We start from the raw sequence: 18,350 nt of genomic DNA, 5'->3' as shown, positions 1-18,350 counted from the left end.
AAGGCTCAGATCTGAGCTCGCATCCGACATCATGGAATAGATCGGCCAGAATCACATGTGTGGCATAGCCGGAATTCTGCACCGCGACGGGCGGCCCGCTTCAATCACCACGTTGACGGCAATGACCGATATCATTGCGCATCGCGGGCCGGACGGCGAGGGCCACTACTGCAACGGTCCCGTTGGGCTCGGTCATCGCCGGCTGTCGATCATTGATCTGACCGACGCCGCGCGGCAGCCGATGGAGATGCGCGACGGCCGATTTGTGCTGACCTACAATGGGGAGATCTACAACTTCAAGGAGTTGAAGGTCGAGCTTTCGGCGAGGGGACACGTCTTCAACTCCTCCGGCGACAGCGAGGTGTTGCTGCACGCCTTCGCCGAGTGGGGCCTCGGTGCGCTTCTCAAGTTCAACGGCATGTTCGCTTTTGCGATCTGGGACAACAAGGAGCGCAAGCTCACCTTGGCCCGGGATCGCTTCGGCGTGAAGCCGCTCTACTACGCCGAACTTGGTCAGACCTTCGTGTTTGCCTCCGAGCACAAGGCTTTTCGGGCATTCTCGGAGTACAAGCCGCGCGTCGACATCAGCGGGCTGTCGGAATATCTGAGCTTTCAGAACTTCTTCGCCGAGCGAACGTTGTTTGCCGGCGTGAAGTTGTTGCCGGCCGGCTGCTATCTGCAGATTTCGCTGGACAGCAGGGCCGTCGAGCCGGTGCAGTACTGGGATTTCCATTTCGAGGAGCCCGAGTACGCCGTCGACGAGAACGAGGCGACCGACGAGCTCGATCGCCTGTTCAGGCAGGCGGTCAACCGCCAGCTCGTGAGCGACGTCGAGGTCGGGTGCTATCTTTCCGGCGGCATGGATTCCGGCTCCATCACCGCACTGGCATCGAGCCAACTGCCGTTCATGCGGACCTTTACGGTCGGCTTCGATCTCAACTCGGCCTCCGGCGTCGAGCTCGGATACGACGAGCGGACCAAGGCCGAGCACATGTCGTATTTGTTCAAGACCGAGCACTACGAGATGGTCTTGAAGGCCGGCGACATGGAGCGTGCGCTGCCTCAGCTTGCATGGCATCTGGAAGAGCCACGCGTCGGCCAATCCTATCCGAATTTCTATGCGGCAAAACTCGCATCCAAATTTGGCAAGGTGGTCCTGACCGGAACCGGGGGAGACGAACTCTTCGGCGGGTACCCCTGGCGTTACTACCGCGCCGTCGTGAACGATGACTTCGATCATTATATCGAGAAGTACTTCGGATTCTGGCAGCGCATGGTTCCGAGCGGAACGATGCCGAAGCTGCTGGGGCCGGTATGGGATGAAGCCAGGCAGACCTCACCGATCGATATTTTCAGGGGAGTGTTCAAGGAGCACGCCTCGGAGCTGCGGCGGCCCGAGGATTACGTCAATCACTCACTCTACTTCGAGGCCAAGACATTCCTGAACGGGCTGCTTGTCGTCGAGGACAAGCTGGCGATGGCGCATGGGCTCGAGAGCCGGGTGCCGTTTCTCGACAATGATCTCGTCGATTTCGCAATGAAGCTGCCTGCCAAGATGAAGCTCGGCAATCTGACCGAGGTCATTCGCCTCAACGAGAACGAGCCCGGCGGCAAGGCGCAGCGCTATTACGAGCGCACGAAGGACGGCAAGCTGATTTTGCGGAAGATGATGAGCCGGCATATCCCCGACGAAGTGGCCGAGCGCGAGAAGCAGGGCTTCTCCGCGCCGGATGCCAGCTGGTTCAAGGGCGAGAGCATCGAATACGTCAAGCGGAGGCTCTTCAGCAACACGGCCCGCATCTACGACCTGGTCGACCGAAAGACCGTTCGCTCGCTGGTCGACGAACATCTGGAAGGCCGGGAAAACAGGCGGCTGCTGATCTGGTCCTTGCTCAATCTCGAGCAGATCATGGAAAGCAGCTTTTAGGCACGCACAAATGGGAGCGCGCTGCAGATGAACGGTCTCTTCCCCGCGGCAAGATGGGTGCGCGTTGGCTTGTCGCCATACCGCAACTCTCAGGCACTATGGATCACGATCAGCCAGATCCGGCGATATCCCGATCTCTTGCGGGAGATGGTCGACCGTGACCTGAGCGCTGCGCATGCGCGGCACGGGTTTGGCGCCTTGTGGGTTTTCATTCATCCGCTCGTTGTCGTCGGAACCTACCTGCTCATCTTCGGCTTCGTGTTGGGCAGCAAGCTATCGATCAGCGCAGATTTTCCCGGCGATTTCTCTGCCTACATCCTCGCAAGTCTGGTTCCGTGGCTGATGATGCAGGCTGCGCTGACTCGCGGCCCCGGAGCCCTGATCGGAAGCGCAAGTCTCGTCAAGCAGGTTGTGTTCCCGATCGAGCTGCTTCCGATCGCGGCGACCATTGCTGCGACGATCCCTCATCTGCCGGCCCTCGCGCTCGTCATTCTCTACAAGGCCTATGTGGGGGGGCTCAGCTGGATGATCCTGCTGCTGCCGGTCGTATTTGCCGTTCATGCAATTCTGGCGATCGGATTGAGCTTCGCCCTTGCTGCAGTCACTCCCTTCTTTCGCGACCTGCGCGAGATCGTTACGGTCTTTACTTCGATCGCGATGTATCTGATGCCGACGGTGTATCTGCCCGACTGGATGCCGCGTGCCCTTCGTCCGTTGATCTATTCGAATCCCTTCAGTTACCTCGTCTGGGTCTACCAGGACGTTCTCTTCTTCGGCTCGTTCAAGCATCCGTACGCTTGGGCGGTGACCCTCGTGTTCGCGCTGCTGAGTCTGGGGCTCGGATACCGCATGTTTGAAAAGCTGAAACCGTACTATGGCAATGCACTCTGACAATCGAGACGCTGGCGAACTGATTCCGCTTGCCGGGTCATTGGACCCGCAGTGCGCCATTCGCGTGACTGACCTGGGAAAGGCCTATCGACTCTATCAGCAGCCGCTGGATTTCCTGAAGGAGATCATCACCGGAAAGCCCCGGCACCATGAGCACTGGGCGATCCAGAATGTTTCCTTTGAGGTGTTGCGCGGACGCGTGGTCGGCATCATCGGGCCGAACGGCGCGGGAAAAAGCACCCTCCTGAAGATCATCGCCGGACTGCTGGATGCCACGACCGGGCGGGTTGAGGTGGCCGGAAAGCTGTCCGCTATCCTGGAATTGGGGACCGGCTTTCATCCGGATGTGTCGGGTCGCGACAACATCGTGCTGGGCGGCATGTGCCTGGGTATGACGCGAGCCGAAATCGAGGCGAAGGTTCCCTGGATCATCGATTTCAGCGAGCTTGCTGAGGTGATCGATCAGCCGTTCCGGACCTATTCCAGTGGCATGCAGGCGCGGCTCACCTTCGCCACGGCGATCAGCGTCGATCCAGAGCTCTTCATCGTCGACGAGGCTCTCGCTGCCGGCGATACCGCATTCGTCAACAAGTGCATGAAGCGAGTTCGTCAGATCTGCGAAAGCGGCGCGACCGTCCTGTTCGTCTCGCACTCGAGCGGGTTGATCAGCGAACTGTGTGACGAGGCGATCTGGATCGACAAGGGGCGGGTGCTGATGCACGGAAATGCCCAGGGCGTCAGCAAGGCATATGAGCAGAGTGTTTGGGATATCGAGGAAGCGCGCAATCTTCGAGAGACAAAGAAGGTCAGCCAATCGATCGAAAATACGGTGCGAACGGGGAAGTATGAGCTTGGAGGCAAAGATCTTCGAGTGACGTCCGTTGAAATTGTCGACGCTGACGGCAAGGCCGTCGGGGTCGTAAGAAACGGTGACACCCTCCGGATTCGGATATTCTGGGCTGGTCTCACTGAGCATACGCAGATCTATGCAAGCCTTCGTATCGATAGTCCTCGGTTGCAGGCTGTCGCGGGAATCGAGGGGTACGACGGCGGCATCTTCCTTGATGCGGACGGTCACATGCCCGAGCGTGGGAGTGTCGTCTACGAGATACCCGAGCTCGCTCTTGGCGAGGGGCAATATTACGTCTCGGCCTCCTTGTGCCGTCACATGCTTCCCAAGGGTGGGGAGGCTATCCTGCACTATCTAGAAGGCGCTGCCCAATTCTCTGTATCGCGAAGATCGTTATGGCATTTTAGCTACCTCTACGATCCAAAGTTCACGTGCCACGTAGAGACCGAGTAGCCATGAGCAAAGATTGGCGCGATAGACTGGAGGCATTCTTTGAGTTGCGCGCTCGACAGGTGGCGAGCGAGCCAACCTTGGATGATTTGTGCTACATCGCGGGCCGAAATCCTGCACTTTGGACTGATGAACACCTGCTGGCTGACATGAAGGCTAGCATCGTAGGTCTACTGCATCTAAACGACGCATCCTCCGTTTTGGAGGTTGGGTGTGCGGCCGGTCTGGTCGCTTTGCTTGTCGCACCCTGCACGTCAAAGTACGTAGGTGTAGACCTCGCGGAGGCGCCAATACAGGTGGCAAGACAGCTCAAGCTGCAGAATGCCACCTTCATGCAGGGGGAGGGCGAGCGTCTCCAATTCGGCGACCGCAAGTTTGATGCTGCGTTCTGTTATGATGTCTTGTCCAACTTCCCTTCTTTCGCCAGCGCCGAGCCGCTCATCATGGAGATGCTTCGAGTTGTGCGACCGGGTGGGCGTGTGCTGATCGGATCTGTTCCGGATCAAAGCAAAATCAGCGAGGCGCAAGAAATTGCGGAAAGACTGGCGGCGGGTTTTCTCGCGCAAGCAGATCGACCGCCGCTAACGTCTCTTATCAAAACCAAACCCAAGTCAAGTTGGTTTTGGAAAGCGCTCGGTCCGTTGGGCTTTGCTGGAGGAGCCGCAAAACAATCTGTTGAGGTAAAGCCGCAAGTCACGTCGTATTGCTTTAACAAGGAAGACTTCATCTCCTTCGGAGAGCGTGCTCAGCTCGAGACCAAAGTCGTCGATATTCATCCTCTGAATCCTTATCGGGGGACGCGATTCAATGTGTTGTTCATTGCAAAATGAGGACTGTTAAATTCCAGCTTCTCCAAGCTGATCGCTGGGATCAGTTTGTCGATTCGTCACCCGATACCTGGCTAAATCACAGTTCGTCGTGGATCGAGATTGAGGAGCGCTTTTTTGTCAACGCGAATCTGTCTTTTGCGATCCTCGACGATGATGAAGTAGTCGCGATCCAGCCTCTGTTCTTGAGCGAAGGCGCTGGAACAGCGCTCGGTGAGCGATTGTTGCACTCGGGGATTCATCGTCATACCGGTTTGGCGCTCCCTCCGGACCTAAGCGTCGGTAGAGCGAATGCAGCCAAGCACGCTGCGATGAAGGAGATCCTTGCCTTAGCGGAGGTATATGATGTCGACCGGATACAACTTAACAGTCACAACCTGACCTCCAGGAATAGATCCGGTTCTCGCGACGAGATTCCATTTTGGGTCGAACGTTATGGTTTCCAATTGGGGGTTGCATTTGGCCCGGGAGGGATGGCGCCCTGTCCGGGGGTTGCAACTCTGAACGCCGATCAATTGCTTGATCTGGAGCCGCCGACAGAAGTTCTGTTTCAGAATTTGCGGGATCGTGCATCTGTTCGCCAGGCAATGAAGCAAAATCTAGCCTTTGAGATAACAAGCGACGTCGCTGTGCTCAAAGATTATATGGCGATTGCGGAAGCTTCCAGCGCGAGGACGGGTGAACCGATTCCGCAGGACGACTACTACTATTCTGTCCTGAATTGCTTTGGACCTAGGGGGAAGGTCCACATTGCATTCGTACTTGCTGAGACTGTCCGAGTAGCGGGACTCATACTGTTAACGGACAAAGGAGCCGCAAGCTACTTTGCTAACGTGTCGTTGCCGAACTCTTTGCATTTGAGGCCGAACGACTTTTTGCATTGGAGCGCCATACTGTGGGCGAAGAACGCTGGATTAAGGACCTATCGGTTCGGGCCCAGTTTTCCAGAAGTTCCTCGCGAGTGGCCGATATCTCGGGTTTCAAGCTTCAAGACGAAGTTTGGATCAAGGTCAGTGCCTATTATCCAGGGAAGCCTTTTCCGGCGGCCTGAGCGGTATCTACAAAACCTCGAGGCCTTAAAGGAACGACTTGCCGAAATAGGTCGTTTGCGGCCAGTTTCTGCGATCCCAGCCGAAGCCGGTGGTGAATTTGTTGCCCACCTTCTACGTGTTTTCGGATTTCCTGGTGCCGAGGCGTCGACGGACGGCAAGCCTCTGGTTCTGTACCGTCCTCAGCGCGAGGATGTGAGCCGAGCGTCCGAGTTTCTTTATCGCGGCGGCTCCGTCGTTGCCGTGTTGCCGGCCGTTGGGTTCGCGAAGGCGTTCGCCGTTACGTCGGAAGCGAGGTCCGTCGATTCTCCGCGGGTCCTGCGGGCCGAAATGGCGGGGCAGAAGCCTTGGAAAAGGCTGCGGACACTTCACTCGTATATGCGATTTGTGGCCGCGGAAGGCGTGCCTGTCGTCACCGATGACGAAGGGCGAGCTGCCTGGCTCAGCTTGCGCACCTCCGCAGGCGGGGCGCTGATATTCGTCGGCACCGATATCGTCTCGGACCTCGTTCGGTATCGCCAGGGCGATCCTGCGGCCGCCAACAAGCGGCCTACCGAACCGTTGTGGGGCATTGCCGGTGAGCGGCCAAACTATCTCTTTGAAGGCCAGCTTGCCGGTGAGAACCCGCGTGAGCGGCATGCCGACTGGTGGTGCGAAGCCCTGTCGGACGCGCTGACGCGCCTGTGCGGCGAGACCAGGCTTCCGATGTTGCCGAATGGCGCGCCGGGTGCGATCGTCATTACGGGCGATGACGACCAGGCCGGGCTCGGTCGGTATGCCCAGCAGCTGGAAGCGCTCGGCCCGCTGCCGGTTACATATTTTCTTCATCCCCTTACCAAGCATACGCCGGAGACGTTGGTGCAACTCAAGTCGCGCGGATGCGTTGAACTTGGTTTGCATCCCGATGCGCTCGAAGAGCCGGAGAAATATGCCGAGCTCTTCTCGGAGCAGGCGAACTGGTTCAAGCAGCTGACGGGAGAAGACACGCGGACTGTACGAAACCATGGATTTCTGAACGACGGGTATTGGGAGCATGCCAAGTCATGGAATGCGCACGGCGTGAAGGGGAGCTCAAACCTGCCCGGGCTTGATGGCCGTATGCTCAACGGCTCGCTGTTGCCCGCAAGGCTCCTGCTCGATGACAAGCTTACCGGTCACTGGAGCATCTTGACCGCCATCGGCGACGGGATCGTGTTCGTGCACGGCTGGAATGATGATCAATCGGCGGATTGCATTTTCGGACTAGCGGACGATATTCGGAAGAGCGGCGTCCCTGGCGTGATCGTCGTCAATCTGCATCCGGAGAATATCGACAAGACCCGCGGGATGCATCACGCCGTTCGCAAGGTCGTCGACGACGGATTCGTTCCATGGACGATGAGCGAATGCCTGGAGTGGTTCGAGAGGCGTCCGGAGCAGCGCCAGCCTGATGTGCGGCCGGCTTTCTCCTGGGCGCGGCTTTTGCGCCGGCGGAGCAGCTGAACATGCGCTTCGGCATTCTGTCCGACGCTCACGGCAACATCGACGCATTCGAGCTGGCGTTGACCATCCTGGCGGACGCGAAAGCCGATGTGATCTACTTCCTGGGGGACGCAGTTGGGTACATCCCGGAAAAGGCAGTTGTCAGCGCGCTTCGGTCGGGCGGCATCCACATCGTGAGAGGAAATCACGACGACATGCTCGTCCGGCAGACGACGGCTGCGGACCGTGAGGCGATCTATCGTCATCGCGAGACGTTTGCGCTGCTGAGCAACGATGAGCGCGACTTTGTCGGGAGCTGGCCGTCGAAACTGACCGTCCGCGATGAGCGTGGAACGATCCTGTTTGTTCACGGCAGCCCGAAGGACCCGTTGGAGGGCTACGTCTATCCGGACAGCAGCCTGTCGGACTATGCGGAGAACGACGCAGACGTCGTCTTCATGGGACACACGCATCATCCCTTTGTGCGGCGGCACGCGGACAAGCTGTTTGTCAATGTCGGGAGTTGCGGCCTTCCGCGAGGAAGTGACCTTCGGGGATCGGTCTGCATTTTCGATCAAGCTGAGCGGACCGCAGAGATCATCCGCTTCGATATCTCGGGCCCCTGTCGTCGAGTCCTGTCGCGTTACCCGCTTGCGCCCCCGGTCGCGTCCCTGCTTGAGAGGTGCGCCGATTTCAAAGCGAATGAGGTGCAATCTTGAAGAGTAGACGCGCAAAGGTTCTGCTGACGGGGATCGGCGGCGGCGGTCACGGCGAGCAAATACTCAAGGCCCTCCGGTTGGGCGAGCTCGAGTACGACATCGTTGGCACCGACGTGAGCGATCTGTGCGCCAACCGGAACCTCGTCAACAAATTCGTGCAACTGCCGCGGGCGAGCCACCCCGCGTATCTGGATGAGCTTCGATCGCTGGCCCACTCGGAAAAATGTGTTGCGGTCTTTCATGGATCCGAACCCGAGATGGCTGTTCTGAGCCGGGCGCGATCCGCGCTCGAGGCTGACGGCCTGTACGTGCCGGTGAATCCACCGACCGTTCTCGAGATTTGTCAGGACAAGACGAAGACGATGGCTCACCTGGCCTCGTGCGGATTGTCGGCGCCGAGCTTCATGGAAGTGCGCGATCTGTCGGATCTCGACCAATGGGAGACCCTGCCGGCAATCCTCAAGCCGTCGGTCGGCGGCGGCGGGTCGGCCAATGTCTTCATCGTTCAGTCGCGCGAAGAGCTGCTGGCCTTCTCGCGCTATCTGCTTGCGACGTCTGAAGCCTTCATCATCCAGGAATACATCGGGACCTCGGACGACGAATATACGGTCGGTGTGCTGTTCGGTGCGGATGGCGCCCTCCTCAATTCGATTGCGATCAGGCGGGTCATCAACAACGCCCTGACGATCCGTACTCAGGTCCCCAACCGGTCGGGGCGTGTCGATCTCGGATCGCGGCTTGTGATCTCGACCGGCATTTCGCAGGGACATATTGCCGACTGGCCTGATGTGCGAAGCGCATGCGAGAAAATCGCCGGCTCGCTTTCACCGAGAGCTCCGATCAACGTGCAGTGCCGTGTCGTGGACGGTGCCGTCGTTCCGTTTGAGATCAATCCCAGATTTTCGGGAACGACCTCGCTGAGGGCAATGGCTGGATACAACGAGCCGGACATTCTCGTTCGAAGGGATGTCTACGGCGAGAACATTCCGGTGCGGTTTCCATACAAGGAAATGACGATCCTGCGGGGCTTGCAAGAGCATTCGATTGGCTAAGTGAGCGTTCTGAACTCGACAGGCGGCAGCGGATCAACAAGGAGTGAGCTTATGACAGCGCAATGTCCGGTATGCGAATCGACGCAGCTAGGTGATATCTATCCGTCCTTCTCCGGGACCTGCATCACGTCCGACATGATGGTGCTTCGCGAGGCATCCCTCGACAATCGGCTGTGCAAGGAATGCGGCCTCATCTTCAATGCCGGCGGGACGCGGGGGCGTGCCGAAGCCTTCTACAAGGACAGCTACAATCTGATGATGAAGAGCCCGGACGCGGCAATTCAGAGCTTCTCGGGTCCGGCTCCCATCTCTCAAGCGGAACGCACGCACCAGATCCTGAGGGAAATGACCAATCTGCCGGCCGACGGATCGGTGCTGGAGATTGGTGCCGGAAAGGGCGACTTCCTGGGACATTTTGTTGAAGAATCTCCCGACTGGCATGCGGCGGCATTCGAGCCGAGCTCGGCATTCGAGGTGCTGCAGAAGAGATTTCCCTCCGCCCTGCTTCGACGCTGCGACTACAAAGATTTCGACGCCGAGGCGGCGAGCTTCGATCTGATCGTCGCCTTGGGCGTCTTGGAGCATGTCGAGAATCCGCTCGACATGTTGAAGTGGGCGCACAGCCGCCTCAAGGAGGCGGGCCTCTTCTACATTCGCGTTCCCAACTTTGCGAAGAATCCGAACGATCTGTTTTGCGCAGACCACCTTTCGAAGCTCACCCTCCATACATTGGAATCACTCGCGCACGCCGCCGGATTTGATGTGGTGTCCTCGAAAGAGGCAGGTGTGCCGATCTTTGTTCTGCTGAGGAAGATCGCTGCGCCGAAGCCGCACACGGTGAACGTGGCAGAACTCAATCGGCACACAGTTGATCAGAACGCAAACGTGGCCAAGGTTGCGATGGATGCGATCGATCGGTGCCGCAAGGCAGCCGATGCGTCCGGCGAGCCATTCGCCATTTTCGGCTTGGGGTCGTCGGGCTTGTTTGCGCCGTTCTACCTCGGCTTCGACGCCGAGAAGATCGCGGCCTATCTCGATGAAAATCGTTCCACATGGGGAAGCGGCTTGAACGGACGTCCGGTGGGCGGTCTCGAAAAGATCAAGGAACTGGGGATCCGGCACGTGGCGCTGGCGATCAGCCCGGTCTATTTCGATCAAGTGAAGGCGAAGCTGGCACCTTACGGAGTGGAAGTGTATTCGGCCTGAGGTCAGGTCAAAGACCTTTCCCTCAACTCCCCGCCGGATTCCAGGCATCGAGAGTAGCGATCCAATGAACATCACAGAACCGAGTTTCGACGAAGCTGAAATTGCGTTGCTGCGAGAGTGCCTCGACTCGAAGTGGGTCACGCAGGGGCCGCTCACGGAACGATTCGAGCGGCTCATCGCAGAGAAGCATGACGTCAAGCATGCGCTGGCGTGCACGTCCTGCACCGCCGCACTGCATCTGGCGACCATGGCCCTGAAGCTCGGGCCGGGAGACGAAGTGATCGTTCCCGCTTTCACCTGGGTCACAAGCGCGCACTCGGCTGAATACGTCGGTGCGAAGCCCGTCTTCGTCGATGTCGATCTGTCGACCTACAATATCGATCCGGAACGGCTGGAAGCCGCGATCACGCCACGCACGAAGGCGATCATCGCGGTCCACCTGTTCGGCCTTGCCGCCCCGATGGACGAGATCCTGGCCATTGCGCGGCCGCGTGGCATTCAGGTGATCGAAGACGCCGCATGCGCGATCGGCACGACCTACAAGGGCAGGTTGGTTGGCGCGATTGGCGACATCGGCTGTTTCTCATTTCACCCGCGCAAGGCCGTGACGACCGGAGAGGGCGGGGCGGTAACGACCAACCGTGATGATCTCGCGGCGCGCGTCCGATCGCAGCGCAACCACGGCGCCACCGGCGCTCCGGATCCGTCGATCGAGCCTCACGGCCCATGGACGATGGCGACGTTTGACAACCTCGGCTTCAACTTGCGCTTGTCCGACATCCAGGCAGCGGTCGGCGTGGCGCAAATGGGCAAGCTAGACCGGCTGCTGTCGGAGCGTAGACGTCTCGGACGTCGTTACTCCGAATTGCTGACGGAAGTGAATTCAATCGCCAGGCCGTTGGGCGGGGATCTCGATGGGCACACCTACCAATCATATGTCATTCGCGTGCTCGAAGGTGGGCGCATGCGTCGCAATGCTCTGATGACTGCTCTTGCGAACCAGAAAATTCAGACCCGGCCTGGCACTCACGCGGTTCACCGCTTGGGATATTACGCCAACAAATATGCTTTGAAACCGGAGCAGTTCCCCAACGCGGCGCTTGCGGAGGATACGACGATAACACTGCCGATCTTTCCGGGAATGACCGAGGATGATCAGAATCAAGTTGTGAAGATTTTGCGAGCTGTCGGCTAATGGCGCTCTCCAGCCAAGAGAGAAAGGCGCTCAGGGAGGCGCTGGATCGACGTACTCTACCCGCTGAGACACGGTGGGCGCTGGCCGGCCAGGGCTGCATGCCAAGGGATGAGTGGCATAGTTTTGATCGCACGCCTTGGCAGCATCCCTGGATGAAGGCAGACAATATCCGGCGCTTCGCCGCCTATAGCAAATTGCGATTAGCTCAACTCGAGGATGCGCTGGAGGCGCGCAAGCGAAAGGCGAGACTCTGGCGATGGATTCGTCCGTTTTCTTCGAAATCGAAGCCGCGGAGGGATCGATACGCCTTTGTTGGAAACATGGCGAACGTCAACTACATCCGAGCGACGCCTCTTAGGCGGCGAAACCTGGACGTAGATCTGGTGCTCTATCCGTACGACGATTTCGTGTTTGCACAGCCGGCGTGGGAAGAATTTGAGGGAGAGATAACTGACTTGGGAGAAGATCCAAGCGCGCGGCTTCTCCAGAGGCGACCTCCAGATTGGGTGCATCGGTATCAAACCGAGGCGAATTGGGAGCCTATGCTGCTGGAATCGGAAAGGATGATCGTGACGCCGGAGCAACTTCTCCTTTGGCCCGAGTACATGCCTTATCTCTCGACGACCGCGGCGTTATCGCAGTACGACGCCCTTTTGGTTTCGCAATTTCCGTTCCTTGGTTTTCTTTCGGGCCGCCCGTATCTGTTTGGACAGATTGGCGGAGAGATCTGGTTCGAAGCGTCGCGAAATGACGCGTTTGGCATCCTGACCCGCAAGGCGATTGGCGCCTCGTATGCGGTGCTTGTGTCGAACCCGATTACGCTCGCGCACGCTCGCCGCTACGGCCTGCATAATCTGCTTTACGTTCCATTGCCTCTCGATGAGGACGTTTACAGTCCCGGTGACAGCGCGGACATTCGATCTGAATGGCAAGACCGCATAGGAGGCGATTTTTTCGTTTTGACGTCGATGCGAATGGATCGCTACTGGAAGGGGGCTCAGCACGCTCTCGACGGCTTTGCCCGTTTCGCGTCGCAGGCTCCGCAAGCAAGACTACTTGTCCTGGGTTGGGGGGATGATCTGGAGTTTGCGCGGAACCAGATCAAGCAATTAGGCTTGCTTGATCGGGTTCTTTTCCTGCCAACCGTCGGCAAGAAAAGGCTCGTGCGGTATCTGCGTGCAGCGGACGTAGCGATCGAACAGTTTGTTCTGGGCTATTATGGTGCATCAGGGCTCGAAGCAATGGCTTGCGGAAAGCCGATCATCATGAGAATCGAGCGAGAGCAGTATGATGCTCTCATCGACGTCGGAGCGCCACCGGTGCTACATGCACAGAATGGCTTGGACGTTGAAGGGCATCTTAGCGCTCTCTACGGCGATCGTGCGTTGTGCCGGCGCATTGGAAGGCGGACGCGAGATTGGTTTATCAAGGCACAATCGTCGGAAAGATGGTCTAAGGTTTACCGCGTGCTGTTGGAAGCCATAGCAGCTGGGATTCCGTTATCATTTTCTGGCTCGCCGTTGCTCGAGCCGCTTTCCAAGGAAGAGCTAGAATACCATGCAGATCAACTTGCATCGGCTCCGCCTTTTCCTCACTACGTCGACCCATAGCAGATGCCATCGGTTCACAGTCTATGAGCGGCGCACGCCTTTCGACAGGCTCTTTGCAAGGCGCAAGGACCGCGAATCTTTTCAACGTCCAGTGGGTTGAAGACTTCTCCATGTTTCGGTGACCGAGGGGCAGTCAAGGTCCCGTCCTTGAGTTGGTCTTCGAGACGCATAGATCTCCGGGTTCATGCATGGCGTGGCACTTCCAAGTTCGGACAGAAACGTCCGCACCAGAATATTTGGATGATGAGGCGCTAGTACTGATAAGATGACATCACACGAAATTAGAGAGCTAAATAAGAGAGGTCGCGACTTCGTTGCGGCATTCCGGAAAAGAGCGGGGCGGCCGCTTCGTGTTCTTCACATCGGCAACATAGCCAACAATGCCTACAACAACGCCTGCATTCAGCGAAACTTCGGCATCGAAGCAGACGTGCTTTGCTACAATTATTACCACATTATGGGATGTCCAGAGTGGGAGGATGCAGTACATGAGGGGCCCTCCGCACTTGGACAGGACCATTTCAGACCAGACTGGTGGGCGACAAGTCTGAAAGGATGGAAGCGACCCCGTTGGTTTGTGCAAGGTCCATCGGCGCTTTGCATTGAATACCTTCGCGCCAAGAACGCGGGTTGGAGAACCACGGCATATTTGAAATGGTTGGAACTGGAGTTGACCGCCCTTCAGGATGCTCGTTCCGGCGACAGTAAGGGTTTCCTCGCCAAATATGTTCCTAGACATCTGAAATTCCTACTCTGGCTCAGGGGGGGCGCTCGGTCATCGGACGGGAACAGGCAACCTCTCAGCCTGTATAAAATGTGGCTTGGAACGTTCGTGGCAAATGGCGTGCTCGGACCGGAATCCAAGACGGGCCGATCCGAGGCGAATTGGCTGGAACGAATCTCAGCTGTCGCATGGTTGAAAACTACGCGTCGTGGTCCGCAAGTCGATGCGGAGGCTCGCGACGCACTCAGTGCGCTACGGGAGGATGTTCATCGGCTCCGCGTCGGCGGAATTCTGGAGAAGTCGTCTTCGTTTACCCGCTTGCTCGTCTCCCGCTTCCTGGCGCTCCAGCAACGAGCCATGCTCAAGCTCTTCCCGGTCTCAGCTTCCGGCTGCGTGGGGCGCTCAATGTCCGATCCAGTAACGCGAGCAAAGGAAATTGAGACATTGCTCGATGAAATTAGGACGGATCCTGCCGAGCTCGACGGTCAATCGCTCAGCTATCGCGAGGAGTATTTAACGCTGCATCCAAGGCCGTTCGAGGACATCCTCTCACACTATGACATCATTCAGGGATATGCCATCGACGGGCTGATACCCATGATCAACGGCGTCAAGAATTTTAGCTGCTACGAGCACGGAACTCTGCGTGAAATCCCGTTCGAGAACAATCTCACCGGGTTGATCTGTCGTTTCTCGTTTCAGCGCGCGCCCGCGGTGTTCATAACCAATTCGGACGTGCTGCCTTCGGTCGAGCGGCTGGGACTAAAGAAGGATAAGGTATTCTACCTTCCGCACGCATTTGATAATCACAAGTTGCGCGCATTCCGCGAGGCTTGCCCAGAATTGAATCCTCCGACAAGCGGGCCTGTCATTTTCTTCAGTCCCTCGCGTCACCATTGGAGGCGGGGAAATTCCTCCTGGCTGAAGGGCAACGACGTGATCATCCGCGCAGCGGCCGCAGTCGCGCGCGAGACGAGAAACTTCAAGCTTGTATTCGTCGAATGGGGCCAAGAAGTCGCCGACAGCAAGGATTTGATCGAGGAGCTCGGGCTGTCCGAACTGGTTGAATGGATCCCGACCATGTCCAAACGTGAACTGTGGCAGCGCTACTGCGTATCGCATGCCGTGGTTGACCAATTCGTTGTTCCTGCTCTCGGCGGCGTGGGGTTCGAGACAATGGCGTTGGGCGTTCGGTTGATTTCGGCCATCGACAAGCAGCAGACGGCCTTGTTTTTCGGTCAAGAACCGCCGTTGCTCGCGGCCGGGAACGTCGCTGAATGCGCCGCGCGAATGCGGGAAGTCATCCAGGATCCTCTTGATTCACAGGGCCGAGGCCAAGCTGCTTCTCAATGGATGTCGACCTTCCATTCCGCGGAAAGAACCGTTGCTGTCCAGTGCAAGGCGTACAGCAATTTGCTGGCGGGGCAGTGGTGATGGCGTTTCCCCGGCGGCGCCGATGCTGATTTCTTAGAGTTGCCACAGAACGATGCTTAAGCAGATCTCATCTTTCATCAAGCAGTATCCTCCCCTTTTCCGGGCGTTGCGGCCGGTATTCTATTTCCTTTTCGGGCTGTGGAATGCGTCGATCACGCGGTATGTGATTCGTCGCGCGCGGCTCGCGCAAGCTCGAATTCCGGAGATGCGTGCTGCGGCTGAAGATAAGTCGCGAAAGAGGCAGATTGGGAGATCTGCTTCTGGTCGCGACGTGGTGATGCTTGTCGTCTCCGATCTGCGTGTCGACCCAAGAGTTGAAAGGGAAGCTCGTGCGCTCGGCGCCGCCGGATATGACGTGACGGTGATTTGTCCAGAGCCCTCGAAGGGGGCAGGGGCATCCTTTAATCTTGATTGGGGACCGCACGTCCATATTCAGTACGCCGATTGGACGGCGGCGACGTTCATGAGCGAGCAGCCGGGTTACCTTGCCGATCAGCTTTACCTGGAAGCGGTGAAGAGCAAGCCATTTGCGTTCCACGCGCACGATCTCTCCACCGCCTATGCCGCGATGGCGGCGGCAAAGTGCCGAGGCGCGCACCTGGTGGTCGACTTCCACGAGTGGTTCTCGGAGAATGTACATTGGAGCGCAGGCCAGTCCGCCTGGGCGCCGTATCCTGCCGAGTGGAAACGGGCGCTCCAGGAGTTGGAAGTTCGTTGTCTTAACGAGGCGTCAGCCACGATCACCGTATGTGACTCAATTGCGGATGCAATGGAGACCGAGCTCGGCGGTAGCCGTCCCGTCGTGGTTCGTAACATTCCCGATATCGCGGTCACGCCGTCGCGCGAGTATCCGCCGCTGAAGCAGCAACTGGGGTTGCCGGACTCGACATTCGTTCTGCTGTGGCAGGGAGGAACCGGTCCGACGCGTCTGATCGAGCCGATTATTGAATCCCTAGCCCACGCACCTGATTGTATTTTCGTCATCCGGGGTCCTGCTCTGGATCTATTTGGCCCCGACTATCTGGCATTGGCGCAGCGCGCCGGCGTGGAGGGCAGGGTCGTGCTTGCTCCGCCGGTGCCATCGAAGGACGTTGTCGCGGCCGCCCGAGGAGCGGATGCCGGGATCTGGACGTTGCCGGCCTTGTGTCGTAACTTCACCTTTGCGCTCCCCAACAAGATATTTGAGTACCTGGCGGCGGATCTTCCGGTTCTCGTTGCGCACTACCCCGAGGCGAAGCGCCTTGTGGTCGAGAACGAGGTCGGGTTGACGTTCGATCCTTACGATCCACGTTCGATCGCGGAATCGATCAACCGCCTGGTACAGGATGAACGGCTACGAGCGAACTTCGGCGCCAACACGCGAAAGACTCTCGCAACGCTCGACGCAAGGTCGGAGTGGCAGAAGGTCGTCTCGATCTACGACAGCCTCTCTTCAAGTACACCGCCGCATTCCGGATCCAGGCAATGAGAGATCGACTGAGATCGCTTGCGCGGCTGGTGTTGCCTCGGAGCGTTCGGAAGGGGATGCTCATAGTCTGGTCGATTGCGAGATCGCCGAATCGAGAGACGATAGTCCGCTACAAGCTGCAGACCCTCAAGCAAAAGCTCCCAAGCTCGGTCGTGCGCAGCGCCGCCGCCATACTTTCGGAGGCCATTCTAGAGCTTGCGATTTACGCCGCTCCAGGACTTCAAGCCGTGCGGATGCGGCGCGGACGGCTGAGGACCTTGTGGGGTGTAACGCCGATCCTGACCCTGCAGCTCAAAGCCAGGGCAGATCGGGAGCTTGGCTTTCGATCGACCTCTCTTGTCTACGTAACCTACGTCATAACGTCTCGCTTCGATCTGAATCTCCAACGGCCTTACGTTCTGGCACTGAGGTTTGGCCTGGGGCGGGCGTTCCAGCGTTTGGTGCTCGCATGGGCCCTGGTTCGGTATGATGTGTTTCACTTCTTCGCCGACCGCGGGTTGCTTGATTCGACGGAACGTTTGCAGATCAATTCCGAGGAGCTTGCGGCTTTGCGGCGGGCCGGCAAGCGGGTCTATGTCTATGCCTACGGTGCTGATGTTCGTACCAGGCTTGCGACTCTGGCTCTTGGCAAATGGAATTTCTGCGTCGACTGCACGGAGCCGCCCAAATATTGCACGTGTCACGACGCAGAGGGGCAACACTATGTTTCCGAATTGACCAAATCAGTAACGGCCCTGGTCTCGCTCGGCGACATGCTTGCCTACATGCCCACGGCAAAACATATCAACTACTGGCCGTTGGATCTGGATCGGTTCGATGCAGTTCTCCCGGATACCCCGCCATCCGGTCCTCTTCGCATCGCTCACGCGCCAAATCACACGCACTTCAAGGGCTCGAAATACCTGGAGCGGACGATCGACAGGCTGAAGGTGCAGGGATACGACATCGAATACTGCAAGGTACAAGGCGTTCCCAACAGCCAGGTTCTCGCGCTGTTCGCCCAATCCGACATCGTGGCGGATCAGTTTATCGGCGGTGCTTACGGCTACACCGCGCTCGAGGCGATGGCGCTCGGCAAGCCGGTCCTCAGCTTCGTGCGAAGTGCGGATCTGGTCGAAGCGCCGGAGGAATGCCCGATCATCAACGCAACTCCGGATGAACTTGAGCAGGCATTGCTGTGGGTCATCCGCAATCGGGATAGCCTTCGCACAATCGGCGAGCAAGGCCGGCGCTATGTCGAGCGATGGCACGGCATATCGGCGATCGCTGCGCGGCTTGGACAGCTTTATCGGGACACTGCAAACTTTCCGCCCGCTGTCGTCGATCGCATTCGGTACCAGCAGGAGCAGGAGGAAGCCCGGCGCAACGCCATTCCCCTCGTGAGGAATTGGCAGCATCCATTCCAGATCGCGAAGCAGCCTGCCCCGGAAGATCTCAGTGCGCTCGCCGGGACGACTCCCTGATGATCGGGCGGCAAGGGCATTTCT

Annotated in this window: 13 protein-coding genes; all 13 read left to right on the top strand. The window is 58.2% G+C overall.

The genetic code is table 11. From position 1 onward, the window contains the following. Nucleotides 1–55: 55 nt before the first annotated feature. The 13 genes from asnB to ACE103_RS28215 all read left to right on the top strand — a co-directional run bounded on the left by asnB (nt 56) and on the right by ACE103_RS28215 (nt 18,326). Entirely contained in the window at nt 56–1,927 is a 1,872-nt protein-coding gene (asnB, locus tag ACE103_RS28275) for an asparagine synthase (glutamine-hydrolyzing) (protein WP_223969164.1), read from the top strand. A gap of 27 nt (nt 1,928–1,954) precedes the next feature. After that, complete coding sequence (locus tag ACE103_RS28270) at nt 1,955–2,818, top strand: ABC transporter permease (RefSeq protein WP_375775728.1); 864 nt, start codon at nt 1,955–1,957, stop codon at nt 2,816–2,818. Then, the gene (locus ACE103_RS28265) at nt 2,802–4,121 is read left to right on the top strand and encodes an ABC transporter ATP-binding protein (RefSeq protein WP_375775727.1); all 1,320 of its coding nucleotides are present in this window, start codon (nt 2,802–2,804) and stop codon (nt 4,119–4,121) included. Before ACE103_RS28270 ends, ACE103_RS28265 begins: the two co-directional genes overlap by 17 nt. 2 nt (nt 4,122–4,123) lie before the next feature. Continuing rightward, nucleotides 4,124–4,948: a class I SAM-dependent methyltransferase gene (locus ACE103_RS28260; RefSeq protein ID WP_375775726.1), complete on the top strand. Its 825-nt coding sequence runs from the start codon at nt 4,124–4,126 to the stop codon at nt 4,946–4,948. Then, the gene (locus ACE103_RS28255; protein WP_375775725.1) at nt 4,945–7,476 is read left to right on the top strand and encodes a GNAT family N-acetyltransferase; all 2,532 of its coding nucleotides are present in this window, start codon (nt 4,945–4,947) and stop codon (nt 7,474–7,476) included. Before ACE103_RS28260 ends, ACE103_RS28255 begins: the two co-directional genes overlap by 4 nt. A gap of 2 nt (nt 7,477–7,478) precedes the next feature. Continuing rightward, nucleotides 7,479–8,174 (top strand): metallophosphoesterase family protein, encoded by a 696-nt coding sequence (locus tag ACE103_RS28250; protein ID WP_375775724.1) that lies wholly within the window; start codon nt 7,479–7,481, stop codon nt 8,172–8,174. After that, nucleotides 8,171–9,226, top strand: a complete 1,056-nt coding sequence (locus ACE103_RS28245) for an ATP-grasp domain-containing protein (RefSeq protein ID WP_375775723.1) — start codon at nt 8,171–8,173, stop codon at nt 9,224–9,226. The genes ACE103_RS28250 and ACE103_RS28245 overlap by 4 nt, the downstream gene beginning before the upstream one ends. A 51-nt stretch (nt 9,227–9,277) precedes the next feature. Beyond that, a complete protein-coding gene (locus ACE103_RS28240; protein WP_375775722.1) occupies nt 9,278–10,432 on the top strand; it encodes a class I SAM-dependent methyltransferase in 1,155 nt (384 codons plus the stop codon). Between the two features lie 64 nt (nt 10,433–10,496). Then, nucleotides 10,497–11,627 (top strand): DegT/DnrJ/EryC1/StrS family aminotransferase, encoded by a 1,131-nt coding sequence (locus tag ACE103_RS28235; protein ID WP_375775721.1) that lies wholly within the window; start codon nt 10,497–10,499, stop codon nt 11,625–11,627. Further along, nucleotides 11,627–13,237, top strand: a complete 1,611-nt coding sequence (locus ACE103_RS28230) for a glycosyltransferase (RefSeq protein ID WP_375775720.1) — start codon at nt 11,627–11,629, stop codon at nt 13,235–13,237. The genes ACE103_RS28235 and ACE103_RS28230 overlap by 1 nt, the downstream gene beginning before the upstream one ends. An 832-nt stretch (nt 13,238–14,069) precedes the next feature. Then, nucleotides 14,070–15,395, top strand: coding sequence for a glycosyltransferase (locus ACE103_RS28225; protein WP_375775719.1), 1,326 nt, complete (start codon nt 14,070–14,072; stop codon nt 15,393–15,395). A gap of 52 nt (nt 15,396–15,447) precedes the next feature. After that, a complete protein-coding gene (locus tag ACE103_RS28220) occupies nt 15,448–16,863 on the top strand; it encodes a glycosyltransferase family 4 protein (protein WP_375775718.1) in 1,416 nt (471 codons plus the stop codon). A 56-nt stretch (nt 16,864–16,919) separates the two neighbouring features. Beyond that, entirely contained in the window at nt 16,920–18,326 is a 1,407-nt protein-coding gene (locus ACE103_RS28215; protein WP_375775717.1) for a glycosyltransferase, read from the top strand. The last annotated feature ends 24 nt before the right edge of the window (nt 18,327–18,350 follow it).

Source organism: Bradyrhizobium sp. ma5 (genome assembly GCF_042258955.1).
GTDB lineage: Bacteria > Pseudomonadota > Alphaproteobacteria > Rhizobiales > Xanthobacteraceae > Bradyrhizobium.
This window is presented reverse-complemented; position numbering and strand designations above follow the sequence as displayed.